The sequence below is a fragment of the Methylobacterium sp. CCH7-A2 genome (assembly GCF_001557075.1).
Classification (GTDB): Bacteria; Pseudomonadota; Alphaproteobacteria; order Rhizobiales; family Beijerinckiaceae; genus Allobosea; species Allobosea massiliensis.
On record NZ_LSKN01000010.1, the window covers coordinates 1 to 17,705 of the forward strand.

At 69.9% G+C, this 17,705-nt stretch carries 17 protein-coding genes and 1 pseudogene; 12 read left to right on the plus strand and 6 right to left on the minus strand.

What is annotated here, in order from left to right:
* Both AX750_RS26350 and AX750_RS00525 read left to right on the plus strand, forming a co-directional pair.
* Positions 1 to 275: pseudogene (locus tag AX750_RS26350) on the plus strand (hypothetical protein); the annotation flags it as partial.
* Between the two features lie 206 nt (positions 276 to 481).
* Positions 482 to 2,200: a mucoidy inhibitor MuiA family protein gene (locus AX750_RS00525; protein ID WP_066719033.1), complete on the plus strand. Its 1,719-nt coding sequence runs from the start codon at positions 482 to 484 to the stop codon at positions 2,198 to 2,200.
* Positions 2,201 to 2,367: 167 nt separating this feature from the next.
* Here the strand turns inward: AX750_RS00525 and AX750_RS00530 are convergent, their stop codons facing one another.
* Together AX750_RS00530 and AX750_RS00535 are read right to left on the minus strand one after the other, a co-directional pair.
* Positions 2,368 to 2,946, minus strand: coding sequence for a protein-tyrosine-phosphatase (locus AX750_RS00530; protein WP_067253429.1), 579 nt, complete (start codon positions 2,944 to 2,946; stop codon positions 2,368 to 2,370).
* Positions 2,947 to 3,199: 253 nt separating this feature from the next.
* Entirely contained in the window at positions 3,200 to 4,411 is a 1,212-nt protein-coding gene (locus AX750_RS00535) for an amidohydrolase (RefSeq protein ID WP_066717166.1), read from the minus strand.
* A gap of 245 nt (positions 4,412 to 4,656) precedes the next feature.
* On the opposite strand from AX750_RS00535, the gene AX750_RS00540 reads away from it, so the two are divergent.
* A complete protein-coding gene (locus AX750_RS00540; RefSeq protein WP_066717099.1) occupies positions 4,657 to 5,949 on the plus strand; it encodes an adenylosuccinate synthase in 1,293 nt (430 codons plus the stop codon).
* Positions 5,950 to 6,005: 56 nt separating this feature from the next.
* Entirely contained in the window at positions 6,006 to 7,226 is a 1,221-nt protein-coding gene (locus tag AX750_RS00545; RefSeq protein ID WP_066717101.1) for a hypothetical protein, read from the plus strand.
* Between the two features lie 92 nt (positions 7,227 to 7,318).
* Here the strand turns inward: AX750_RS00545 and AX750_RS00550 are convergent, their stop codons facing one another.
* Complete coding sequence (locus tag AX750_RS00550) at positions 7,319 to 8,275, minus strand: polyprenyl synthetase family protein (RefSeq protein ID WP_066717103.1); 957 nt, start codon at positions 8,273 to 8,275, stop codon at positions 7,319 to 7,321.
* Positions 8,276 to 8,372: 97 nt separating this feature from the next.
* Here AX750_RS00550 and mtgA point away from each other — a divergent pair, with 97 nt between their 5' ends.
* The 3 genes from mtgA (at position 8,373) to AX750_RS00565 (ending at position 10,101) form a co-directional block, all read left to right on the plus strand.
* Positions 8,373 to 9,074, plus strand: a complete 702-nt coding sequence (mtgA, locus tag AX750_RS00555; RefSeq protein ID WP_082734993.1) for a monofunctional biosynthetic peptidoglycan transglycosylase — start codon at positions 8,373 to 8,375, stop codon at positions 9,072 to 9,074.
* A 151-nt stretch (positions 9,075 to 9,225) separates the two neighbouring features.
* A complete protein-coding gene (rpmF, locus tag AX750_RS00560) occupies positions 9,226 to 9,411 on the plus strand; it encodes a 50S ribosomal protein L32 (RefSeq protein WP_057189713.1) in 186 nt (61 codons plus the stop codon).
* Between the two features lie 120 nt (positions 9,412 to 9,531).
* A complete protein-coding gene (locus AX750_RS00565; RefSeq protein WP_066717106.1) occupies positions 9,532 to 10,101 on the plus strand; it encodes a hypothetical protein in 570 nt (189 codons plus the stop codon).
* A gap of 12 nt (positions 10,102 to 10,113) precedes the next feature.
* On the opposite strand, the gene AX750_RS00570 is transcribed toward AX750_RS00565, so the two are convergent.
* Positions 10,114 to 10,308 carry a hypothetical protein gene (locus tag AX750_RS00570; protein ID WP_066717108.1) on the minus strand — a complete coding sequence of 65 codons (195 nt, stop codon included), beginning with the start codon at positions 10,306 to 10,308 and terminating at the stop codon, positions 10,114 to 10,116.
* 165 nt (positions 10,309 to 10,473) lie between these two features.
* Here AX750_RS00570 and AX750_RS00575 point away from each other — a divergent pair, with 165 nt between their 5' ends.
* Positions 10,474 to 12,162: a bifunctional diguanylate cyclase/phosphodiesterase gene (locus AX750_RS00575; RefSeq protein ID WP_066717111.1), complete on the plus strand. Its 1,689-nt coding sequence runs from the start codon at positions 10,474 to 10,476 to the stop codon at positions 12,160 to 12,162.
* A 36-nt stretch (positions 12,163 to 12,198) separates the two neighbouring features.
* Here the strand turns inward: AX750_RS00575 and phaR are convergent, their stop codons facing one another.
* Complete coding sequence (gene phaR / locus AX750_RS00580; RefSeq protein ID WP_066717114.1) at positions 12,199 to 12,795, minus strand: polyhydroxyalkanoate synthesis repressor PhaR; 597 nt, start codon at positions 12,793 to 12,795, stop codon at positions 12,199 to 12,201.
* 306 nt (positions 12,796 to 13,101) lie between these two features.
* Between phaR and AX750_RS00585 the strand changes: the two genes are divergently transcribed.
* Genes AX750_RS00585 through phbB form a run of 3 tightly spaced genes read left to right on the plus strand, consistent with a single transcriptional unit; the run spans position 13,102 to position 15,261 of the window.
* Positions 13,102 to 14,280, plus strand: a complete 1,179-nt coding sequence (locus AX750_RS00585) for an acetyl-CoA C-acetyltransferase (protein ID WP_066717117.1) — start codon at positions 13,102 to 13,104, stop codon at positions 14,278 to 14,280.
* Positions 14,281 to 14,287: 7 nt separating this feature from the next.
* A complete protein-coding gene (locus AX750_RS00590) occupies positions 14,288 to 14,503 on the plus strand; it encodes a DUF1737 domain-containing protein (protein WP_066717120.1) in 216 nt (71 codons plus the stop codon).
* 35 nt (positions 14,504 to 14,538) lie between these two features.
* Positions 14,539 to 15,261, plus strand: a complete 723-nt coding sequence (gene phbB / locus AX750_RS00595) for an acetoacetyl-CoA reductase (protein WP_066717123.1) — start codon at positions 14,539 to 14,541, stop codon at positions 15,259 to 15,261.
* Positions 15,262 to 15,377: 116 nt separating this feature from the next.
* On the opposite strand, the gene AX750_RS00600 is transcribed toward phbB, so the two are convergent.
* The gene (locus tag AX750_RS00600) at positions 15,378 to 16,571 is read right to left on the minus strand and encodes an MFS transporter (RefSeq protein WP_066717125.1); all 1,194 of its coding nucleotides are present in this window, start codon (positions 16,569 to 16,571) and stop codon (positions 15,378 to 15,380) included.
* A gap of 256 nt (positions 16,572 to 16,827) precedes the next feature.
* On the opposite strand from AX750_RS00600, the gene AX750_RS00605 reads away from it, so the two are divergent.
* Positions 16,828 to 17,685, plus strand: a complete 858-nt coding sequence (locus tag AX750_RS00605; RefSeq protein ID WP_066717171.1) for a DMT family transporter — start codon at positions 16,828 to 16,830, stop codon at positions 17,683 to 17,685.
* Positions 17,686 to 17,705: the final 20 nt, after the last annotated feature.

Genomic DNA, 17,705 nt, shown 5'->3' on the forward strand with positions numbered 1-17,705 from the left:
CAGCCTCGGCCGCCTCGCTCTCCAGCCGCATCGGCCAGCTCAACGACCTCGTCGCGGCCTTCAAGACCGGTCCGGATTCAGGGGGCGCCATGGGTTCGGCCCCCTCCGCTCCGGCCGGCGAGCCCGCCCGTCTGCGCCAGCTCGCGGAGGCCGCTTTCGCCGGCCACCGCCCGTCTGCGCGTCCCGCGCCGCCTCCGGCGCCCGCCGCCGCGCGGGCTCCGGCCAAGAAGGTCGCCAACAGCCGCGCCAGCGATGCCGGCTGGGAAGAGTTCTGACCTCCCAGCGACCTCGCCGGGATCAGCGAAAGGCCCTGCCGGACGGCGGGGCCTTTTTCGTATCGGCCTCCTGCAATGGAAGGACGACGCTGGGCGCAGACCGCGATCGGGTGGCGTCGTCCGCAATCGGGCCCAATTCCGCCTTGGCCCCGCCGAATTCGGACGCGCCTATCACGGCGACGTGATCGCCCAGGGGATAGCCGACCATGATGACCCGTTTAGCCGCCGCCCTCGTGCTGGCGCCCGGCTTCGCCGCCGCAGCCGAAATCGAGCTCCCCACCCGCATCGACCGGGTCACGGTCTATCCCGACGGAGCGGTGGTGACGCGGCTTGGCAAGGCCGAGCTGCTGCAGGGCGCCTCGCAGATCGTGCTGCGCGGCCTGCCGGCGACGATCGATCCCGCCTCGATCCGCGTCGAGGGCAAGGGCAGCGCGGGCTTCTCGGTCGGTGCCGTCGATGTCCGTCTGGCTCCCGGCGAGGCCCGGCCGGTTCTCGATGCGGTGATCGAGGGCAAGCTCAAGACATTGCGCGAGGAGAAGGAGACCCTCGCGGGTCAGATCGCCGCGATCGAGGCCAAGCGCGCCACGATCGAGCGTTTCGGCCAGACCGGACCCGACAAGCTCGGGCCCGACGGCAAGGCTCTGCCGGTGGCGGATTGGCCGGCCGTGTTCGAGGCGATCGGCACGGCGCTGGTCAAGGTGCATGAGGAATTGCGCGGCGTGCGGGCGCGCGCGGCCGAGGTCGAGGGCGAGATCGTGGCGCTGGAACGGGCGAAGCCGCAGCCGGGGCGGCCGGGCGCACCGAAGCGCGACGTCGCCATCGCGGTCGAGGCGCCCGGGCCGGTCGCGGCCGAGTTCACGGTCAGCTACCGCGTCGGCGGGGCGAGCTGGACCCCGCAATACGAAGCGCGGCTGGCGACGGCGGCTGCCGGCGGCAAGCCGGGTCTCGAACTGGTGCGCCGTGCTGAACTTCGCCAGCGCACGGGGGAGGATTGGAGCGAGGTCGCGCTGACGCTGTCGACGACGCGCTCGGCCGGTGGCACCCGGGTTCCGGAACTGACGCCGGTGCAGGTCATGTTCTTCGAACCGCCGGTGCTCTATGAGGCGCGCCCGACGGCACGCGCCGCCCAGGCCCCGATGGCGGCCGCCCGGGCCAAGGCGGAAGCGGACGCCCAGGCCGAGGCCTCGCAGCGCGCGGCGGCCGCGCCCGCACCCGTCGCGGCGGAGGCTCAGACCGCGACGGTCGAGGCGGGCGCCTATCAGGCGAGCTTCCAGGTGCCCGGCCGCGCGACCATTCCACAGGACGGCTCCTCAAAGACCGTGCTGCTGAGCCAGGCCAAGGCGGACCCGGCGCTGACGGCGCGGATCGTGCCGGAGCTGGAGGAGAGGGCCTATCTCGAGGCGAGCTTCGTGCATGAGGAGGCGGCGCCGCTGCTGCCGGGCCCCGTGGCCCTGCATCGCGACGGCACCTATATCGGGCGTGGCCGGATCGGGTTGGTGGCGCCGGGCGACAGGGTGGAGCTCGGCTTCGGCGCCGACGAAAAGCTCAAGGTCACGCGCGCGCCGGTGCGCCGCCGGGAGAACGAGCCGAACTGGCTGGGCCAGAGCCGGACCGATCTGCGCGAGTTCCGCACGGTGGTGAAGAGCCTGCACGCCCAGCCGGTGAAGGTGACGGTGACCGAGCGCATTCCCTATTCGGAGAACAGCGCGATCACGGTCGAGAGCCTGCCGGCGCAGACCACGCCGCCGACCGAAAAGCAGGTCGGTGACAAGCGCGGCGTCTCGGCCTGGACCTTCGACCTCGCGCCCGGCGCCGAGAAGGAGATCAGGGTCGCCTACCGGATCAAATGGCCGGGCGACCGCGAGGTCACCTATGCCCCGCAGCCGGGACCGGGGCCGCAGCCTCTGCCGCGGCCGCTGAACTGAGGGAGCGGGGAAGTTTGCTCACGAACCACGCGTCATCCTGGACCAGCCGCGCAGCGGCGCAGGCCGGGATCCATCATCGGGCTCTGCGCCGCCCTCGGATGGATCCCGGGACGACCTTCGGTCGCCCAGGATGACGGCCGAGTGTCGGAGGGACAAACGACCACCGCTCACACCGCCATCTCGAGCTCGCGCCCGCGGCCGAGCCGTGTCATCCAGTCGGTATAGCGCGGCTCGGTCTGGAGCTGCCGGCCGTAATGGCGGCGCAGCGCCTGCGTGAGGCGCCCGCCGCGGCCGAGCTGCGCGTCGGCGAAGCCGATCATCACCGAGTTCGGCCAGGCCTGCGGGCGCACGGTGCGCAGGCGCTCGAACAGCGCGTCCTCGCTCGCTTCCGGATCGTTCTGCGCCATCAGCATGAGCATCGCCGCGGTCGAGCGCGAGATGCCCATATGGCAGTGGACGAGGAGATGGCCCTCGACCCGCTCACCGACGCCCTCGCGCAGCCCTTCGCCGAAGCGCAGGATCTGGGCGACATGCTCCGGCTCGGGAGGGATCTTGCCGGGTGCGGGATCGATGATGTCGTGGAAGCGCAGCGTCACGCGGGTGTGCTCGCCAAAGGTCCCGAAAGCGTCGATCTCGGGCCAGTCGGGGTCCAGCACCGAAAGCACATGCGTGACCCGGCGCAGGCTGTGGGCGGGCAGTTCCTCGATGCCGCAGATGGTGAGTGTCGAGATGGCGAGCGATTGCATGGGGATGACCCGCTGGTTTGCGTGAGCCCGCCGCATAGGACCTGCCTCCGGGCCGCGCAACCGACGGGCTTGGAGGGGAGCCCTGCAGAGGGGGGCGCCGTCATTCCGGGGCTTCGCGAAAGCGAAGAGCCCGGAACCCATAACCTCTCGATCGGCAGGATGAGGTGGCCGCGTGGAGCCCGATTCGGAAGGACCTGCGGTTATGGGTTCCGGGCTCGCCGCTTCGCGGCGCCCCGGAATGACGCGTTGTGCCTTAGGCCGCCGCCGCCCGCTCCCCGATGCCCAGCTCCTCCTGCACGACATTGACCCAGTAGCGGATGCCGTCGGGGATGATGGCGTCGTTGAAGTCGTAGAGCGGGGTGTGCAGGCCCTTGAAGGAGCCGTCCGCCTCGACGCCGTTGCCGATGCGCATGAAGGCGCCCGGCTTGATCAGCATCATCTCGGCGAAATCCTCGCCGCCCGTGCCCGGCCGCATCTTCCCGTCGACATGGTCGGCGCCGACCGAAGCGGACGCCGCCGCGACCGCGACCGCGACCTGCTCTGCCTTGTTGATCAGCGGGCTGGTGCCGCGGTGATAGGTCGCTTCGGCCCTGCAGCCCCAGGCGAGCGCGGTGGCAGCGGCCAGTTCGCCGATGCGGCGCTCGACCGTGTCGCGGATCTCGGCGGAATAGGTCCGGGCCGTGCCGCCGAGCACCAACTCGGAGGGAATCACGTTGGACGCGTTGACGTCGCCGCCATGGATGTAGCCGACGCTGATCACGGCGGTGTCGAGCGGCGGCACGTTGCGGCCGACGATGCCCTGGAGACCCAGCACGAACTGCGCCTGGGCATAGGTGATGTCGGTCGAGCGATGCGGCTGCGAGCCGCCATGGCCGCCGACGCCGCGGAAGACGACCTCCCAGCTGTCGGCCGAGGCGAGGAAGGGGCCGACCGCCGTGCCGAAATGCGAGGCCGGCAGGCCGGGCGTGTTGTGGAGGCCATAGATCGCGTCGCAGGGAAAGCGGTCGAACAGCCCGTCCGCCAGCATGGCGTTGGCGCCGCCGCGGCCTTCCTCGGCCGGCTGGAAGATCAGGATGCAGGTGCCGGCGAAATCCGGATTCTCGGCGAGGTAGCGCGCGGCGCCGAGCAGCATGGTGGTGTGGCCGTCATGGCCGCAGGCGTGCATCTTGCCAGGGTGCTGCGAGGCGTAGGGCAGGCCGGTCTGCTCCTCCAGCGCCAGGCAGTCCATATCGGCGCGCAGCCCGACCGCACGCTGGCCGGCGCGCTTGCCGCGGATGACGCCGACAACGCCGGTCCCGCCGATTCCTTCCGTCACCTCGACACCCCATTCGCGCAGATTCTTCGCCACGAGGGCGGCGGTGCGCGTTTCCTCGAGCCCGAGTTCGGGATGGGCGTGGATGTCCTGGCGGATCGCCGTGAAAGCGGCGTGGTGCCGGTCGAGCCAGGCGTCGAGCGTGTTCGTCATCGGTGTCTTCATCCCCTTGGCGCGGGCCCGCATCGGTCCTGCGGGCGGCCGCCGGCTCATCTTCTACACCCGCCCGCCGCCGCCGGCCATGCGCGCCAACCTTGACCTCGGCGCGCTCTTGGCTCATGAGGGCGTGCAAGAACCTGCCTTCGAACCCCGGTCTTGCGCCGGGGTTTTTCATGTGCGGCGCTTGCCCGAAACGACACGCGCAAGACTCACTTAGGACAAGCAGGAACCCCTGAACCATGGCAAATGTGGTGGTGGTCGGCGCCCAATGGGGCGACGAGGGCAAGGGCAAGATCGTCGACTGGCTGTCGAGCCAGGCCGATGTCGTGGTGCGATTCCAGGGCGGGCATAATGCCGGCCACACGCTGGTGATCGACGGCGTCGTCTACAAGCTCTCACTGCTGCCGTCGGGCATCGTGCGGCCCGGCAAGCTCTCGGTCATCGGCAACGGCGTCGTGGTCGATCCCTGGCATCTGGTCGAGGAGATCGCGCGGCTGCAGGCGCAGGGCGTCGCGATTTCCCCCGAGAATCTCCGCGTCGCCGACAACGCCACGCTGATCCTGCCGCTGCATCGCGAGCTCGACCATTTCCGCGAGACCGCCAATGCCGGCCTCAAGATCGGCACGACCAAGCGTGGCATCGGCCCGGCCTATGAGGACAAGGTCGGCCGCCGCGCCATCCGCGTCATCGACCTGAAGGACCCCGCGATCCTGGAGGCCAAGATCGAGCGCATGCTCGCCCATCACAATGCGCTGCGCCGCGGCCTGGGCATCGACGAGGTCAACGGCGCCGAGCTGCTGACGCAGCTCAAGGAAATCGCGCCGAAGATCCTGCCCTTCGCGGATACGGTCTGGGCGCTGCTCGATTCGCAGCGCCGTGCGGGTAAGCGCATCCTGTTCGAGGGGGCGCAGGGCGCGCTGCTCGATGTCGACCACGGCACCTATCCCTTCGTGACCTCCTCCAACATCGTCGCCGGCCAGGCCGCGACCGGCTCGGGGCTCGGCCCCTCGGCGGTCGGCTATGTGCTGGGCATCGCCAAGGCCTATACGACCCGCGTCGGCGAAGGGCCGTTCCCGACCGAGCTGTTCGACGAGATCGGTGAGCTGATCGGCCAGAAGGGCAAGGAGTTCGGCGTCGTCACCGGGCGCAAGCGCCGTTGCGGCTGGTTCGATGCCTGCCTCGTGCGCCAGACGGTGAAGACCTCCGGCATCGACGGCATCGCGCTGACCAAGCTCGACATCCTCGACGGCTTCAAGGAGATCAAGGTCTGCACCGGCTACAGGCTCGACGGCGAGATCCTCGAGCATCTGCCGGCCGGCCAGAGCGACCAGGCCCGTGTCGAGCCGGTCTACGAGACGATTCAGGGATGGGAGGGCTCGACCGCTGGCGCCCGCTCCTGGGCCGATCTCCCGGCGCAGGCGATCAAATATGTCCGCCGCATCGAGGAGCTGATCGGCGCGAGCGTGTCCGTGCTGTCGACCAGCCCGGAACGCGACGACACGATCCTGGTCCACAACCCCTTCGAGGGCTGAAACCGGCTGCTCCGCCAAGGGTTGACGCAGGCCCGCAACAGCGACAAGTGAGGCCAATGGCCGACTTCTATCCCATCCTGGCTCGTGCCGTGGCCGGACTGTCCGACACGTCGCCGGCAGCGCGCCAGGCGATCTACGACCGTGCCAGGACCGCCCTCGTGGCGCAGCTGCGCAGCCTCGACCCGCCGCTGGGCGAGGCCGAGATCATGCGGGAGCGGCTGGCGCTCGACGAGGCCGTGGCGCGGATCGAGGCCGATTACGACGACACGCCGCCGCCGCCCAGCATCGATTCGCTGCAGCCGCCGCTGGAGACGGTGCCGGCCTTCGACGATCCGCCTCTGCCGGAGCCTGCCGCCCCGCCGCCGCGCCCGCCTGTGAACGCCGCCGCGCCGGAGGAGGACCGCTTCGGCGAGAGCCGCGACGATCCGGCCGAGTCGCAGCCGGCGCGGCCGCGTATCGCGCCGCCCCGCGAGAAGCGCGTCAAGCCCGGCCATCTGCGGACGGCGGTGGTGGCGGGGGGTGTCGCAGTTGCCGTCGCCGCCATCGCAGTGACGGCCTATTACGTCAACAAGGTGAACCCGCCCGAGACCGTCCAGCGTCCGCGCAGCGAGACGCCCGCGCCGGCGCCCCAGGCGGACTCCGCCGGCAAGATCAACGAGCGCGTCGGCGAGGCCGGTTCCCAGCCGCCCGCGACGCGGCCGTCGGCCAGTGGGGCCGCGCCCTCGCAGGAGATCACGGTGGCGCAGCGGGCGATCCTCTACACGGAGGATCCCAACAGCCCGCAGGCGCCGCGCGCCGTCAATGGCCGGGCTTTCTGGCGGCTCGACAGCGAGAGCGTCGGCCAGGGCCGGCCGGTCGAGACGATCGTGCGCGCAACGGTTGAGTTCACCGAGATCGGCCTGACGCTCGACTTCACCGTCCGCCGCAACACCGATTCGGCCTTCCCGGCCTCGCACATCATCGGGATGCGCTTCTCAAGCACCGGCAATCCCGCGACGGAGGCGGTGCGCGAGGTCGGCGTGCCGCAGTTCAAGGCGGAGGAGAGCGAGCGCGGTGCACCGCTCTCGGCCATCAACTCCGCGCTTGGCGAAAACCTTTTCGTGGCGGCGCTCTCCAATGTTCCGGTCGAGGTCGACCGCAACATCGAGCTGATGCTGACCCGCAGCTGGATCGACGTGCCGGTGCGTTTCGCCTCCGGCCGGCGCGGCATCATCACCTTCGAGAAGGGCGTGCCGGGCGGGCAGACGCTGGCCGACGCTTTCGGGCGCTGGCGGTAGGAACCCGTTCACGTCATCCCGGGCCGACCTTCGGTCGTCCCGGGATGACGGCTTTCCTCGGCGGCGTCGCTATCGGCTCCCGCCGTAACCGCTCAGCTCGCCCGCTCCGCCGCGAACCGCGCCGCCGCACGCAAGATATCCGCCTCCGGCCCGAAGCCGGAAAGGGCCGCCACGGCCGCCGCGCTGAGGGCGTCGCGTTCGCGCTTGGCGGCGTCGAGGCCGAGCGCCTGCACCAAAGTGCCCTTGCCCTTGTCCTGGTCCTTGGCGGTCGCCTTGCCGAGCTGCTCGGGGCTGGCCTCGACGTCGAGAATGTCGTCGGCGACCTGAAAGGCCGCGCCGAGCGCCCGGCCGTAGCTGTCCAGGGATGCGCGCTGCGCGGCCGAGGCGCCGCCGAGGATCGCGCCCATCGCGACGCTCGCCGCCAGCAGCGCACCGGTCTTCATCGCCTGCAGCCTGCGGATCTCGGCCTCCGAGAGAGCAGCCGGTTCGCCGCTGCCGAAGCGGCCCTCGGCGGCGAGATCCAGCATCTGGCCGCCGGCCATGCCGCCGAGCCCCGCCGCGCGGGACAGCGCCAGCACCAGCGCGGCCCGGATCTCGCCGGAGGGGTGGGTTGCGGGGTCGGCCAGCACCTCGAAGGCATAGGTCAGCAGCGTGTCGCCGGCGAGGATCGCGCTGGCCTGGTCATAGGCTCTGTGGACGGTCGGGCGGCCGCGGCGCGTGTCGTCGTCATCCATGGCCGGCAGGTCGTCATGGACGAGCGAATAGCAGTGGACCAGCTCCACTGCCGCACCGGCCCGCAGGGCGTCCGCGGGCGCGACGCCGAAGAGGCGGGCGGTCTCGACCGTCAGGAAGGGCCGCAGGCGCTTGCCGCCGCCGAGCGCGCCATGGCGCATGGCGGCGAGCAGCCGGGCGGGGCGGGCGATCTCGCCCTTGCGCGGGCTCTCGGCCAGCAGCCCGGCGAGCAGGGTCTCGATCGCGTCGGCGGTCCAGCCCAGCCGGGCGGCGAGCCCGTCGGCGGCCTCGGGAGCGCGGGTGGGGGCGGAACTCATGCGCGGGCCTCGCGTTCGCAGACCGGCGGGGCTTGCCGGAGAGCGGCCGAACCGTCAAGCCGGAGGCCGGCGCGGAGGCGTGAGGGGGATGACGGCAATGGCGGGTGACGGAGCGGCGAGGCGGCGAAGTCCTGTGCTGCGCCTGCTGCGGACCCTCTGGCTCGCTTTGCTGGCGCTGCCGGTCCTGCTGCTGGTCGCGATCCTGCTCTATGCCTTCGTGCCCGTGCCCTCGACGATGATGCTCGGGCGCTGGCTGACGCTGCAGCCGGTCGAGCGTCAATGGGTGCCGCTCACGGACATCTCTCCCAATCTGATCCGGGCCGTCATCGCGGCCGAGGACCAGCGCTATTGCAGCCATCGCGGCGTCGACTGGGTCGAGCTCAATGCGGTGATGGAGGACGAGGACGGGCCCTCGCGCGGTGCCTCGACCCTGACGATGCAGACGGCCAAGAACGTCTTCCTCTGGCCGGGCCGCTCCTATGTCCGCAAGGCGCTCGAGATTCCGCTGGCGATGGCGATCGACTTCGCCTGGGGCAAGCCGCGGGTCGTGGAGGTCTATCTCAACGTCGCCGAATGGGGCGAGGGCGTGTTCGGGGCCGAGGCCGCCGCCCAGCGCCATTTCGGCAAGCCGGCCGCGAAGCTGACGCCGGCCGAGGCGGCGCGTCTGGCCGGCGCGCTGCCCAACCCGCTGCTGCGCGACCCGGCGAAGCCGAGCCGGGCCCTGCTCTCGGCCAGCGCGCGGGTACAGCGCCGGGTCGGGCAGCTCGGCCCGCTGGGGGATTGCGCCGTTCCGGCCTGACCTGCCGGTCGGATTGCGAAAAGCCGGATTCGGCACTAGCCAGCGCGGCCGTCAGCGTGTATGGGCAACGCCTCACGAGATTGATCCGTCGTCGTGGCGGTGGCGTGGCCTGCGGGCAGCGCTTCCGGGCGGCGGCACGATGGAGAGTATCATGGCCGTTCCGAAGAGAAAGACGTCGCCGTCGAAGCGGGGCATGCGCCGCTCGGCCGACGCGCTGAAGCAGCCCACCTATATCGAAGACAAGAACTCCGGCGAGCTGCGCCGCCCGCACCACATCGACCTCAAGTCGGGCATGTATCGCGGCCGCCAGGTCCTCAAGGCCAAGACCGAGGCCTGAGCGTCTCGCAACGTTGTTCGAAAGGGGCCGGCCTCTGCGCCGGCCCTTTTTCTTTGTCTGCGACAGAACCCGGATGGCCATCGCCGCGACAACGACGCGACGTCATGCGTGGAGGTCGCGATGGTCTTCAATCCTCAGCTCAACGCCCGCATCGTCGCCTGGCTGCGCCAGCGGCCGCTTGGCGTCCGCCATGGCAACGGCGAATGCTGGACCCTCGCGGAGGACGCGCTGTTGGCCCAGCGCGCACGCACCTCTCGCCAGCTGACCCGGCGCTTTTCGGCCCGTGCCGACTATGTCTGGGGCGAAGAGGTGCGGTCGGCGACCGAGATCGCGGCCGGCGACATCATCCAGATGCGCGGCTACAGCGTGCGCAGCACCGTGACCACGCGCGACCTGCTGTCCGGCCCGGCCGGGCGCGTCGGCATGCCATGGGTGATGAGCCGGCCCCATCACACGGCCATCGTGCTCGGCATCGTGATACCGGGGCGGCTGGTCGAGGTGATCGAGCAGAACGTGCCGATGCCCGGGTCGACACGGGCGGACCGGCTCGTCCAGATCAATCGGTTCGCGCTCGTCTCCTGCGAAACTCCGCCCGAGCGCCGCTTCTCGGACGCCGGCGATCCCGAGACGGTCAGCACGCGTTACGAGGTGCTGGGCGGACGCGTCTGGGTCTACCATCCCCAGGCCTGAGACGCAGGCGCTTCAGGGACGGCGCCCGGTGGCGGAGAGAAGGCGCGCCGTCCGGCGGTAGAGCCCCGTCGCGACCTGCGGCGTCTCGCAGCCCCTGCGGGCGAAGGGGCCAATCTCGGCCTGGCTGGCCGCGAGCTGCAGCAGCAGCATGGCCGAGCCCGCCGCCACGCGTCCGTCCGCCTGCTCCCGATGCCCCGATTCGGCCATGTGCCACTCCGATACGCAGTCGCTGCGCCCGGAGGGAAAGTTGCAAGGGGCCGGCCAGGCTTAACGGGGTGTTAAGAACACTTACTGCATCGTTTCCGGACATCTCCCGCCCGCGAACCGTCCAGCGCTCGTCGGGCGTCCCGTCCTCCCGAGGCTGCTTCACCGATGCCGGTGCCGTCGATCTTCAGTGCGCGTGACGAGGCCCGCGTCGACCCGCGCAACCTGCTCTCGTCGATCGGTGAAGTCGTCTACAGCTGGGACATCCAGAGCGACGCGCTGCAATGGGGCCCGAACGCCGCCGATGTGCTCGGCCCGATTCCCGCCGCCGCCATGTCCCGCGGCCTCGGCTTCGCCGGGCTGGTCGAGCCGGGGAGCGGCCGCAGCCGCTATGACGCCGTCTTCTCCTCCGGCGGGCAGGATCAGGGCGAGGGCGTCATCTACAGGACGCGCTATGCGGCCGAACTGGCCGGCCGTCGCATGTGGGTCGAGGATGCCGGGCGCTGGTTCGCCGGCACCGACGGGCGGCCCGCCTGCGCCCGCGGCATGCTGCGGCTCGAGCGCCAGGTTCGCCCCGACGAGCTGCTCGGCCAGACCGGCGAGCTGGGCGACCGTTCGGCCCTGCTCGACCGGCTGTCCTCGGCGCTCTCGGAGCATCTGCCTGCGGAGCGCAATGTCGTCGTCCTGATCGCGGCGATCGACGAGCTGGCGCGGCTCAACGACGATTTCGGCCATGAGGCTACCGACGAGATCATCGGCGTGGTTCAGGAGCGGCTGCGTTCGGTGACGCGGCGGCGCGACCATCTCGTGCGCTATTCCGGCAACCGCTTCGCGATCCTGCTGACCGGCTGCCCGCAGAACCAGGTCGAGGCCGCGGCGCGGCGTTTCAGCAAGGCCGTGGCGCAGTCCGCGATCGAGACCGCGCGCGGAATCGCGCTGGTGCGGCTGCGCGTCGGCGCCGCGATCGCGCCGGATCTCTCCAACCATGCCGGGACGCTGCTCTCTGCTGCCGAGAACGCGCTCTCCGGCGCCAAGGCCGGCGCCTCCGACGCGGTCGTGATCGCGCGGCGGCAGGAAAGCCGCGTGCGCAGCGACCAGGATTCGGGCTTCGACGTCAGCGCGCTGGCGGCCCTGAACGAGCGCCGCATCGAGCTCGCACTGCAGCCGATCGTGCGCGCGACGACGCGCGAAATCGCCTTCCACGAGGCGCTGCTGCGCGTCTCCTTCGGGCGCGAGGGGGCCTTCTTCGCCACGGCCGAGCTGATCCCGATGCTGGAGCGGCGCGGCCTGGTGCGGCTTTTCGACCATCGCGTGCTCGAACTCGCCGCCGCGCTGCTGGCGGAGGATCCGAAACTCTCGCTCTCGGTCAACGTCTCGCCGCGGTCGCTTTCCGACCCGGAATGGATGGACGCCTTTCTTGCCTGCACCAGCAGCGGACGGGGGCTGGCCGAGCGGCTGATCGTCGAGATCACGGAAACCGCGACGATCGAGAACCCGACGCGGATCGCCCGGCTGCTCGGCAAGATCAAGGAGCGCGGCGCCCGCGTGGCGATCGACGATTTCGGCGCGGGCCACACATCGCTGCGGCATCTGCGCGCCTTCCCGATCGACGTGCTCAAGATCGACGGCACCTTCACCCAGAATCTGCGTCGCTCGACCGACGACCGCTTCTATGTCCGCACGCTGATCGACCTCGCGCGCCATCTCGGCGTCGACACGGTGGCGGAATGGGTCGACGACGAGACGCAGGCGCGGATGCTCGCCGACTGGGGCGTCACCTATCTGCAGGGGCATCTGGTCGGAAAGGCGGAGCTGCGCCGCCCTGCGCCGGGGCAGGGCCGGCGCGCGGCGAGCTGAGCGCGGCCGAACTGCGCCTCGCTCAGCCCTTGCGCCTCACTTCGTCCTGGCGAGCTTGTCGAGCCGGTCGCGCATCTCGCTCAGCTCGCGCTTGAGATCGCCGAGATCGTCGCCCTTGGCGGGCGAGGCAGCAGAAGCGTCCTCCTGCGCCTTGCCGGCGGCAGCCGCGGTGAAGGGGTTGAACATCCGGAAGGCCTCGGTGAACATCGCCATGTTGGCGCGGGTCTGGGCCTGCAGCGCGTCCATGGCGCCGCCGCCGAAGGCACCGCCGGAGAAGGCCTTGGCCATCTGCTCGCGGAACTGGTTCTGCTCCTTGGTCAGATGATCCATCGAGAATTCGAGATAGCGCGGCACCAGCGCCTGCATGCTGTCGCCGTAGAAGCGGATCAGCTGGCGCAGAAAGGCGATCGGCAGCAGGTTCTGCCCGTCCTTGGATTCCTCGTCGAAGATGATCTGCGCCAGGACGGAGCGGGTGATGTCCTCGCCTGACTTCGCGTCATAGACGACGAAATCCTCGCCGTTGCGGACCAGCCCCGCGAGATCTTCCAGCGTGACGTAGGAACTCGTGCCCGTGTGATAGAGGCGGCGGTTGGCGTATTTCTTGATGACGGTCGGTTCTTTGTCGCTGGCCATCAGAATCCTGCACGTTGGTCCGTAGCCTTCCGCACAGATCGCGCGGCGGCCGGACTGACGGTCTTCCGGCGGCGATGGTAGCCGCTGCCGCGCCCGTCGCAAGTTTTTTGAGCGCCGGCCCGCAAATGCCGATCACAGCATGGGCTATGCGGCATGTCTTTGCGCCATCTCAAGGATCGGCTGCCGCAAGTTTCGGCGCGGCCCTCTCTTTCGGCTGACTTGACGGCGGCGCGGCGGGCTTCGAAGGTGCCTGCCGAACAGGCGTCCGGCCGGGCCGGACGTCGCGACAACAGTGAGGATTTCCCCATGGCCGATACGGACATCGTGATCGTCAGCGCGGCGCGCACCGCGGTGGGCGCCTTCAACGGCGCCTTCGCCAACACGCCGGCCCATGAGCTCGGCGCGGCCGCCATCAAGGAGGCGCTGGCGCGCGCCAAGGTCGATCCGGCCGATGTGGACGAGGTCATCATGGGCCAGATCCTGACCGCCGGGCAGGGCCAGAACCCGGCCCGCCAGGCCGCCATGGCCGCCGGCATTCCGCAGCAGAAGACCGCCTGGGGCCTGAACCAGCTCTGCGGCTCGGGCCTGCGCACGGTCGCGATCGGCCTGCAGCAGATCGCCAATGGCGATGCCGACATCATCGTCGCCGGCGGGCAGGAATCGATGTCCATGGCCCAGCATGCCGCGCATCTTCGCTCCGGCACCAAGATGGGCGACCTAAAATTCACCGACACGATGATCAAGGACGGGCTCTGGGACGCCTTCCACGGCTACCACATGGGCACGACCGCGGAGAACGTCGCGACCAAGTGGCAGATCACCCGCGAGGAGCAGGACGCCTTCGCCGTCGCCTCGCAGAACAAGGCCGAGGCCGCGCAGAAGGCCGGCAAGTTCAAGGACGAGATCGTTCCCTTCACCGTCTCGACCCGCAAGGGCGACATCGTCGTCGATACCGATGAATATCCCCGCCACGGCGCGACCCTGGAGGCGATGGCGAAGCTCAAACCCGCCTTCTCGAAGGACGGCACCGTCACCGCCGGCAACGCGTCCGGCATCAATGACGGCGCGGCCGCGCTGGTGATCATGTCGGCGAAGGAAGCCGCCAAGCGCGGCCTGAAGCCGCTGGCGCGCATCGCCTCCTGGGCGACGGCGGGCGTCGATCCGGCGATCATGGGCTCGGGCCCGATTCCGGCGACGCGCAAGGCGCTGGAGAAGGCCGGTTGGTCGGTCTCCGATCTCGATCTCGTCGAGGCCAACGAGGCCTTCGCGGCGCAGGCGCTGGCGGTCAACAAGGACCTCGGCTGGAACCCCGAGATCGTCAACGTCAATGGCGGCGCGATCGCGATCGGCCACCCGATCGGCGCCTCGGGTGCGCGCGTGCTCGTGACGCTGCTGCACGAAATGGCGCGTCGCGACGCCAAGAAGGGCCTCGCCACGCTCTGCATCGGCGGCGGCATGGGTGTGGCCATGGCGCTGGAGCGCTGAGGGCGGCATGGCGCGCCAGACGACGCTCTACCGCTACCTGACCGGGCCCGACGACGCCTCCTTCTGTCACCGGGTCTCGGAGGCGCTGAGCCGGGGCTGGGTGCTTTACGGGCATCCGACCCTGACTTTTGACGCCGCGCAAGGCCGGGTCGTCTGCGGCCAGGCCATCATCAAGGACGTCGACGGGCCGTATAGGCCCGATCTGAAGCTGTCGGAACAATAGCGCGGCGCCCACGCCGCCATGAGGAGGGACGAAGCATGACGAAGGTGGCACTTGTCACGGGGGGAACGCGCGGCATCGGCGCGGCGATCAGCCGGGCCCTGCAGGAGGCCGGCCACAAGGTCGCCGCCAGCTATGCCGGCAATGACGAGGCGGCCGCCAAGTTCCAGGCCGAGACGGGCATCCCGGTGTTCAAATGGGATGTCGGCGACTACGACGCCTGCGCGGCGGGCATCGCCAAGGTCGAGGCCGACATCGGGCCGATCGACATCCTGGTGAACAATGCCGGCATCACCCGCGACGGCTTTTTCCACAAGATGACGAAAGAGCAATGGTCGGATGTGATCCGCACCAATCTCGATTCGCTGTTCAACATGACCCGGCCCGTGATCGAGGGGATGCGCGCCCGCAGTTTCGGCCGCATCATCGTGATCTCCTCGATCAACGGCCAGAAGGGCCAGATGGGGCAGGTCAACTACTCCGCCGCCAAGGCTGGCGACATCGGCTTCGTCAAGGCGCTGGCGCAGGAGAACGCCAACAAGGGCATCACCGTCAACGCGATCACGCCGGGCTATATCGGCACGGACATGGTCGCGGCGATGCCGGAAGCCGCCCTTCAGCGGGTGATCGCCGGCATCCCGGTCGGCCGTCTCGGCAAGCCCGAGGAGATCGCCGCGATGGTCGTCTTCCTCGCCTCCGAGCAGGGCGCCTTCGCGACGGGGGCGACCTTCGCGGTCAATGGCGGGCAGTACATGGCGTGAGGGGGGCGGCGCGTCATTCTCGGGCGTCGCGGAGCGGCGACCCGAGAATGACGCGCCGATGAGGCGCCCGCTTCCTGAGAGAGATGCTCGGGTCGGGCCCGAGCATGACGCCGGCTTCACCCTCGCCGCGATGTCGGCAGCAGGAAGGTGAGCAGGCCCAGCGCCGGCAGCCAGGCGGTGATGCGGAAGACCTCGACGATGCCGATGCTGTCGGCGAGTGCGCCGAGCACGGCGGCGGCGAGGCCGGCGAGTCCGAAGGACAGGCCGTAGAACAGCCCGCCGACCAGCCCCACGCGGTGGGGCACGAGGTCGATGGCGTAGATCAGGATCGCCGAGAAGGCGCTCGCCATCACGAAGCTGATGATCACGCTGAGCACGCCGGTCCAGAACAGATCGGCATGGGGCAGCATCAGCGCGAAGGGCAAAGACCCGACGATCGAAAGCCAGATCACCCGGTCGCGGCCGATGCGGTCTCCGACCATGCCGCCGATGATGACGCCCACCGTGCTGACCGCGAGATAGAGGAACAGCATGATCTGCGAGAGCTGCACCGTGATCTCGAAGCGGGTCATCAGGTAGAAGGTGTAATAGGAGGTGAAGGCGGCGTTGTAGCCGTTCTTCGAAACCAGCAGCAGGATCAGGATCGTCATCGCGAAGAGCACGCGCCCGCGCGAGAGGCCGTGCCCGGCGGTCTCATCGCCATGCCCTTTCGGCTGGCCACGGCGGAAGGCTGAGTAGCGCGAGGCGGTCCAAGACATCAGGACCATCGCGACCAGCACGATGATGGAGAACCAGGCCAGGCTCGACTGGCCGCGCGGGACGACGATCGCCGCCGCCAGCAGCGGGCCGATGGCGTAGCCGGCATGGCCGCCGACCTGGAACAGCCCCTGCGCCAGGCCCTGGCGGCCCGCCGCGGCATGGCGGGCCATGCGCGTCGCCTCCGGGTGGAACACGGCCGAACCCAGCCCGACCAGCGCGGCGGCGAGCAGCACCAGCGGGTAGCTCGTCGCGGAGGCGAGCGTCAGCAGGCCGAGCAGCGTCGCGCCCATGCCTGCGACCATCGCATAAGGCCAGGGGCGTTTGTCGGTCAGCCAGCCGAGCAGGGGCTGCAGCAGGGACGACGTCACCTGGAAGGCCAGCGTGATCAGGCCGATCTGGCCGAAGTCGAGCCGGAAGTTCTCCTTGATCAGCGGGTAGAGCGCCGGGATCATCGACTGAAGCAGGTCGTTCAGCAGATGCGCCGCGCTCAGCGCGACGAGGATCGGGATCAGCGGGCGGCGCTCGGTGGCCGGCAGGGCGAGTGTCGTCATGACCCGACGCTTGATCCTTCGCTCCCTTCCGGTCAATGGCGGCGATCCGGCGCTGCGATCATGGCGCCCATGGCGCCAAGGCCGTGCTGCGCTGCGGCGAGATCCTCATAGGATGCTCGTTCAGAACCACGCCGTCATCCCAGGTCTCCCTCCGGTCGCCTGGGATGACGGTGTATTGATCTGCGCCCTCCCACTCTCGGCTTTCCGGGGCATGCCTGCTATCGAGCCCTTCAGCCCGCTCCAACCTGCCTCGGCCATGACCTCCCGCACCGCCACGCTCATCGGCTTCCTCGCCATCCTGCTCTGGTCGACGCTCGCCCTATTCACGGCGATGAGCGGGCGGGTGCCGCCGTTCCAGCTCGTCGGCATGACCTTCGTGATCGGTGGCCTTTTGATCCTCGCGATCGCGGCCGCGCGCGGGCAGCTCGCGCGCATCCGCCCGACGCCGGCCTCCTTCGCGCTCGGGCTCTACGGCCCCTTCGGCGATACGGCGCTCTATTATGCGGCGGTGAAGACGGCGCCGGCGGCCGAGGCCAATCTGATCCATTATCTCTGGCCGCTGCTGATCGTGCTGTTCGCGGCGCTGTTGCCGGGCGGGCGGCTGCGGCCGCGGCATCTGGTCGGCGCGCTGATCGGCCTGGCCGCCACCGCGCTGCTGGTCTCGGGCGGGCTCGGGGCGGGGCAGGGGCTCGCGCTCGGGCATCTCCTGGCGGCGCTCGGCGCCTTCGTCTGGGCGAGCTATTCGGTGGTGTCCCGCCGCTTCGCCACCGTGCCGTCAGAGAGCCTGTGTATCACCATGCTCGGCTGCGCCATCCCGGCCTTCGCCTGCCATCTCGCTTTCGAGACGACGCTGTGGACGCTGACGGCGGTCGAATGGGCGGGCGTATTCGGGCTGGGCCTCGGCTCGATCGGGCTCGCCTTCGTGGTCTGGGACATCGGCATGAAGCAGGGTGACGTCGCGCTGCTCGGCGTCGCGTCCTATGCCGCGCCGGTGCTCTCGACGATCATCCTCGTGCTGGCGGGCTACGCCCAGCCGAGCTGGCTGCTCGCCGTGTCCTGCGTGTTGATCGTCGTCGGTGCGGTGGTGGCGAGTTGGGAGCGATCCAAAGCCTGACCCAGTCGTCATTCTCGGGC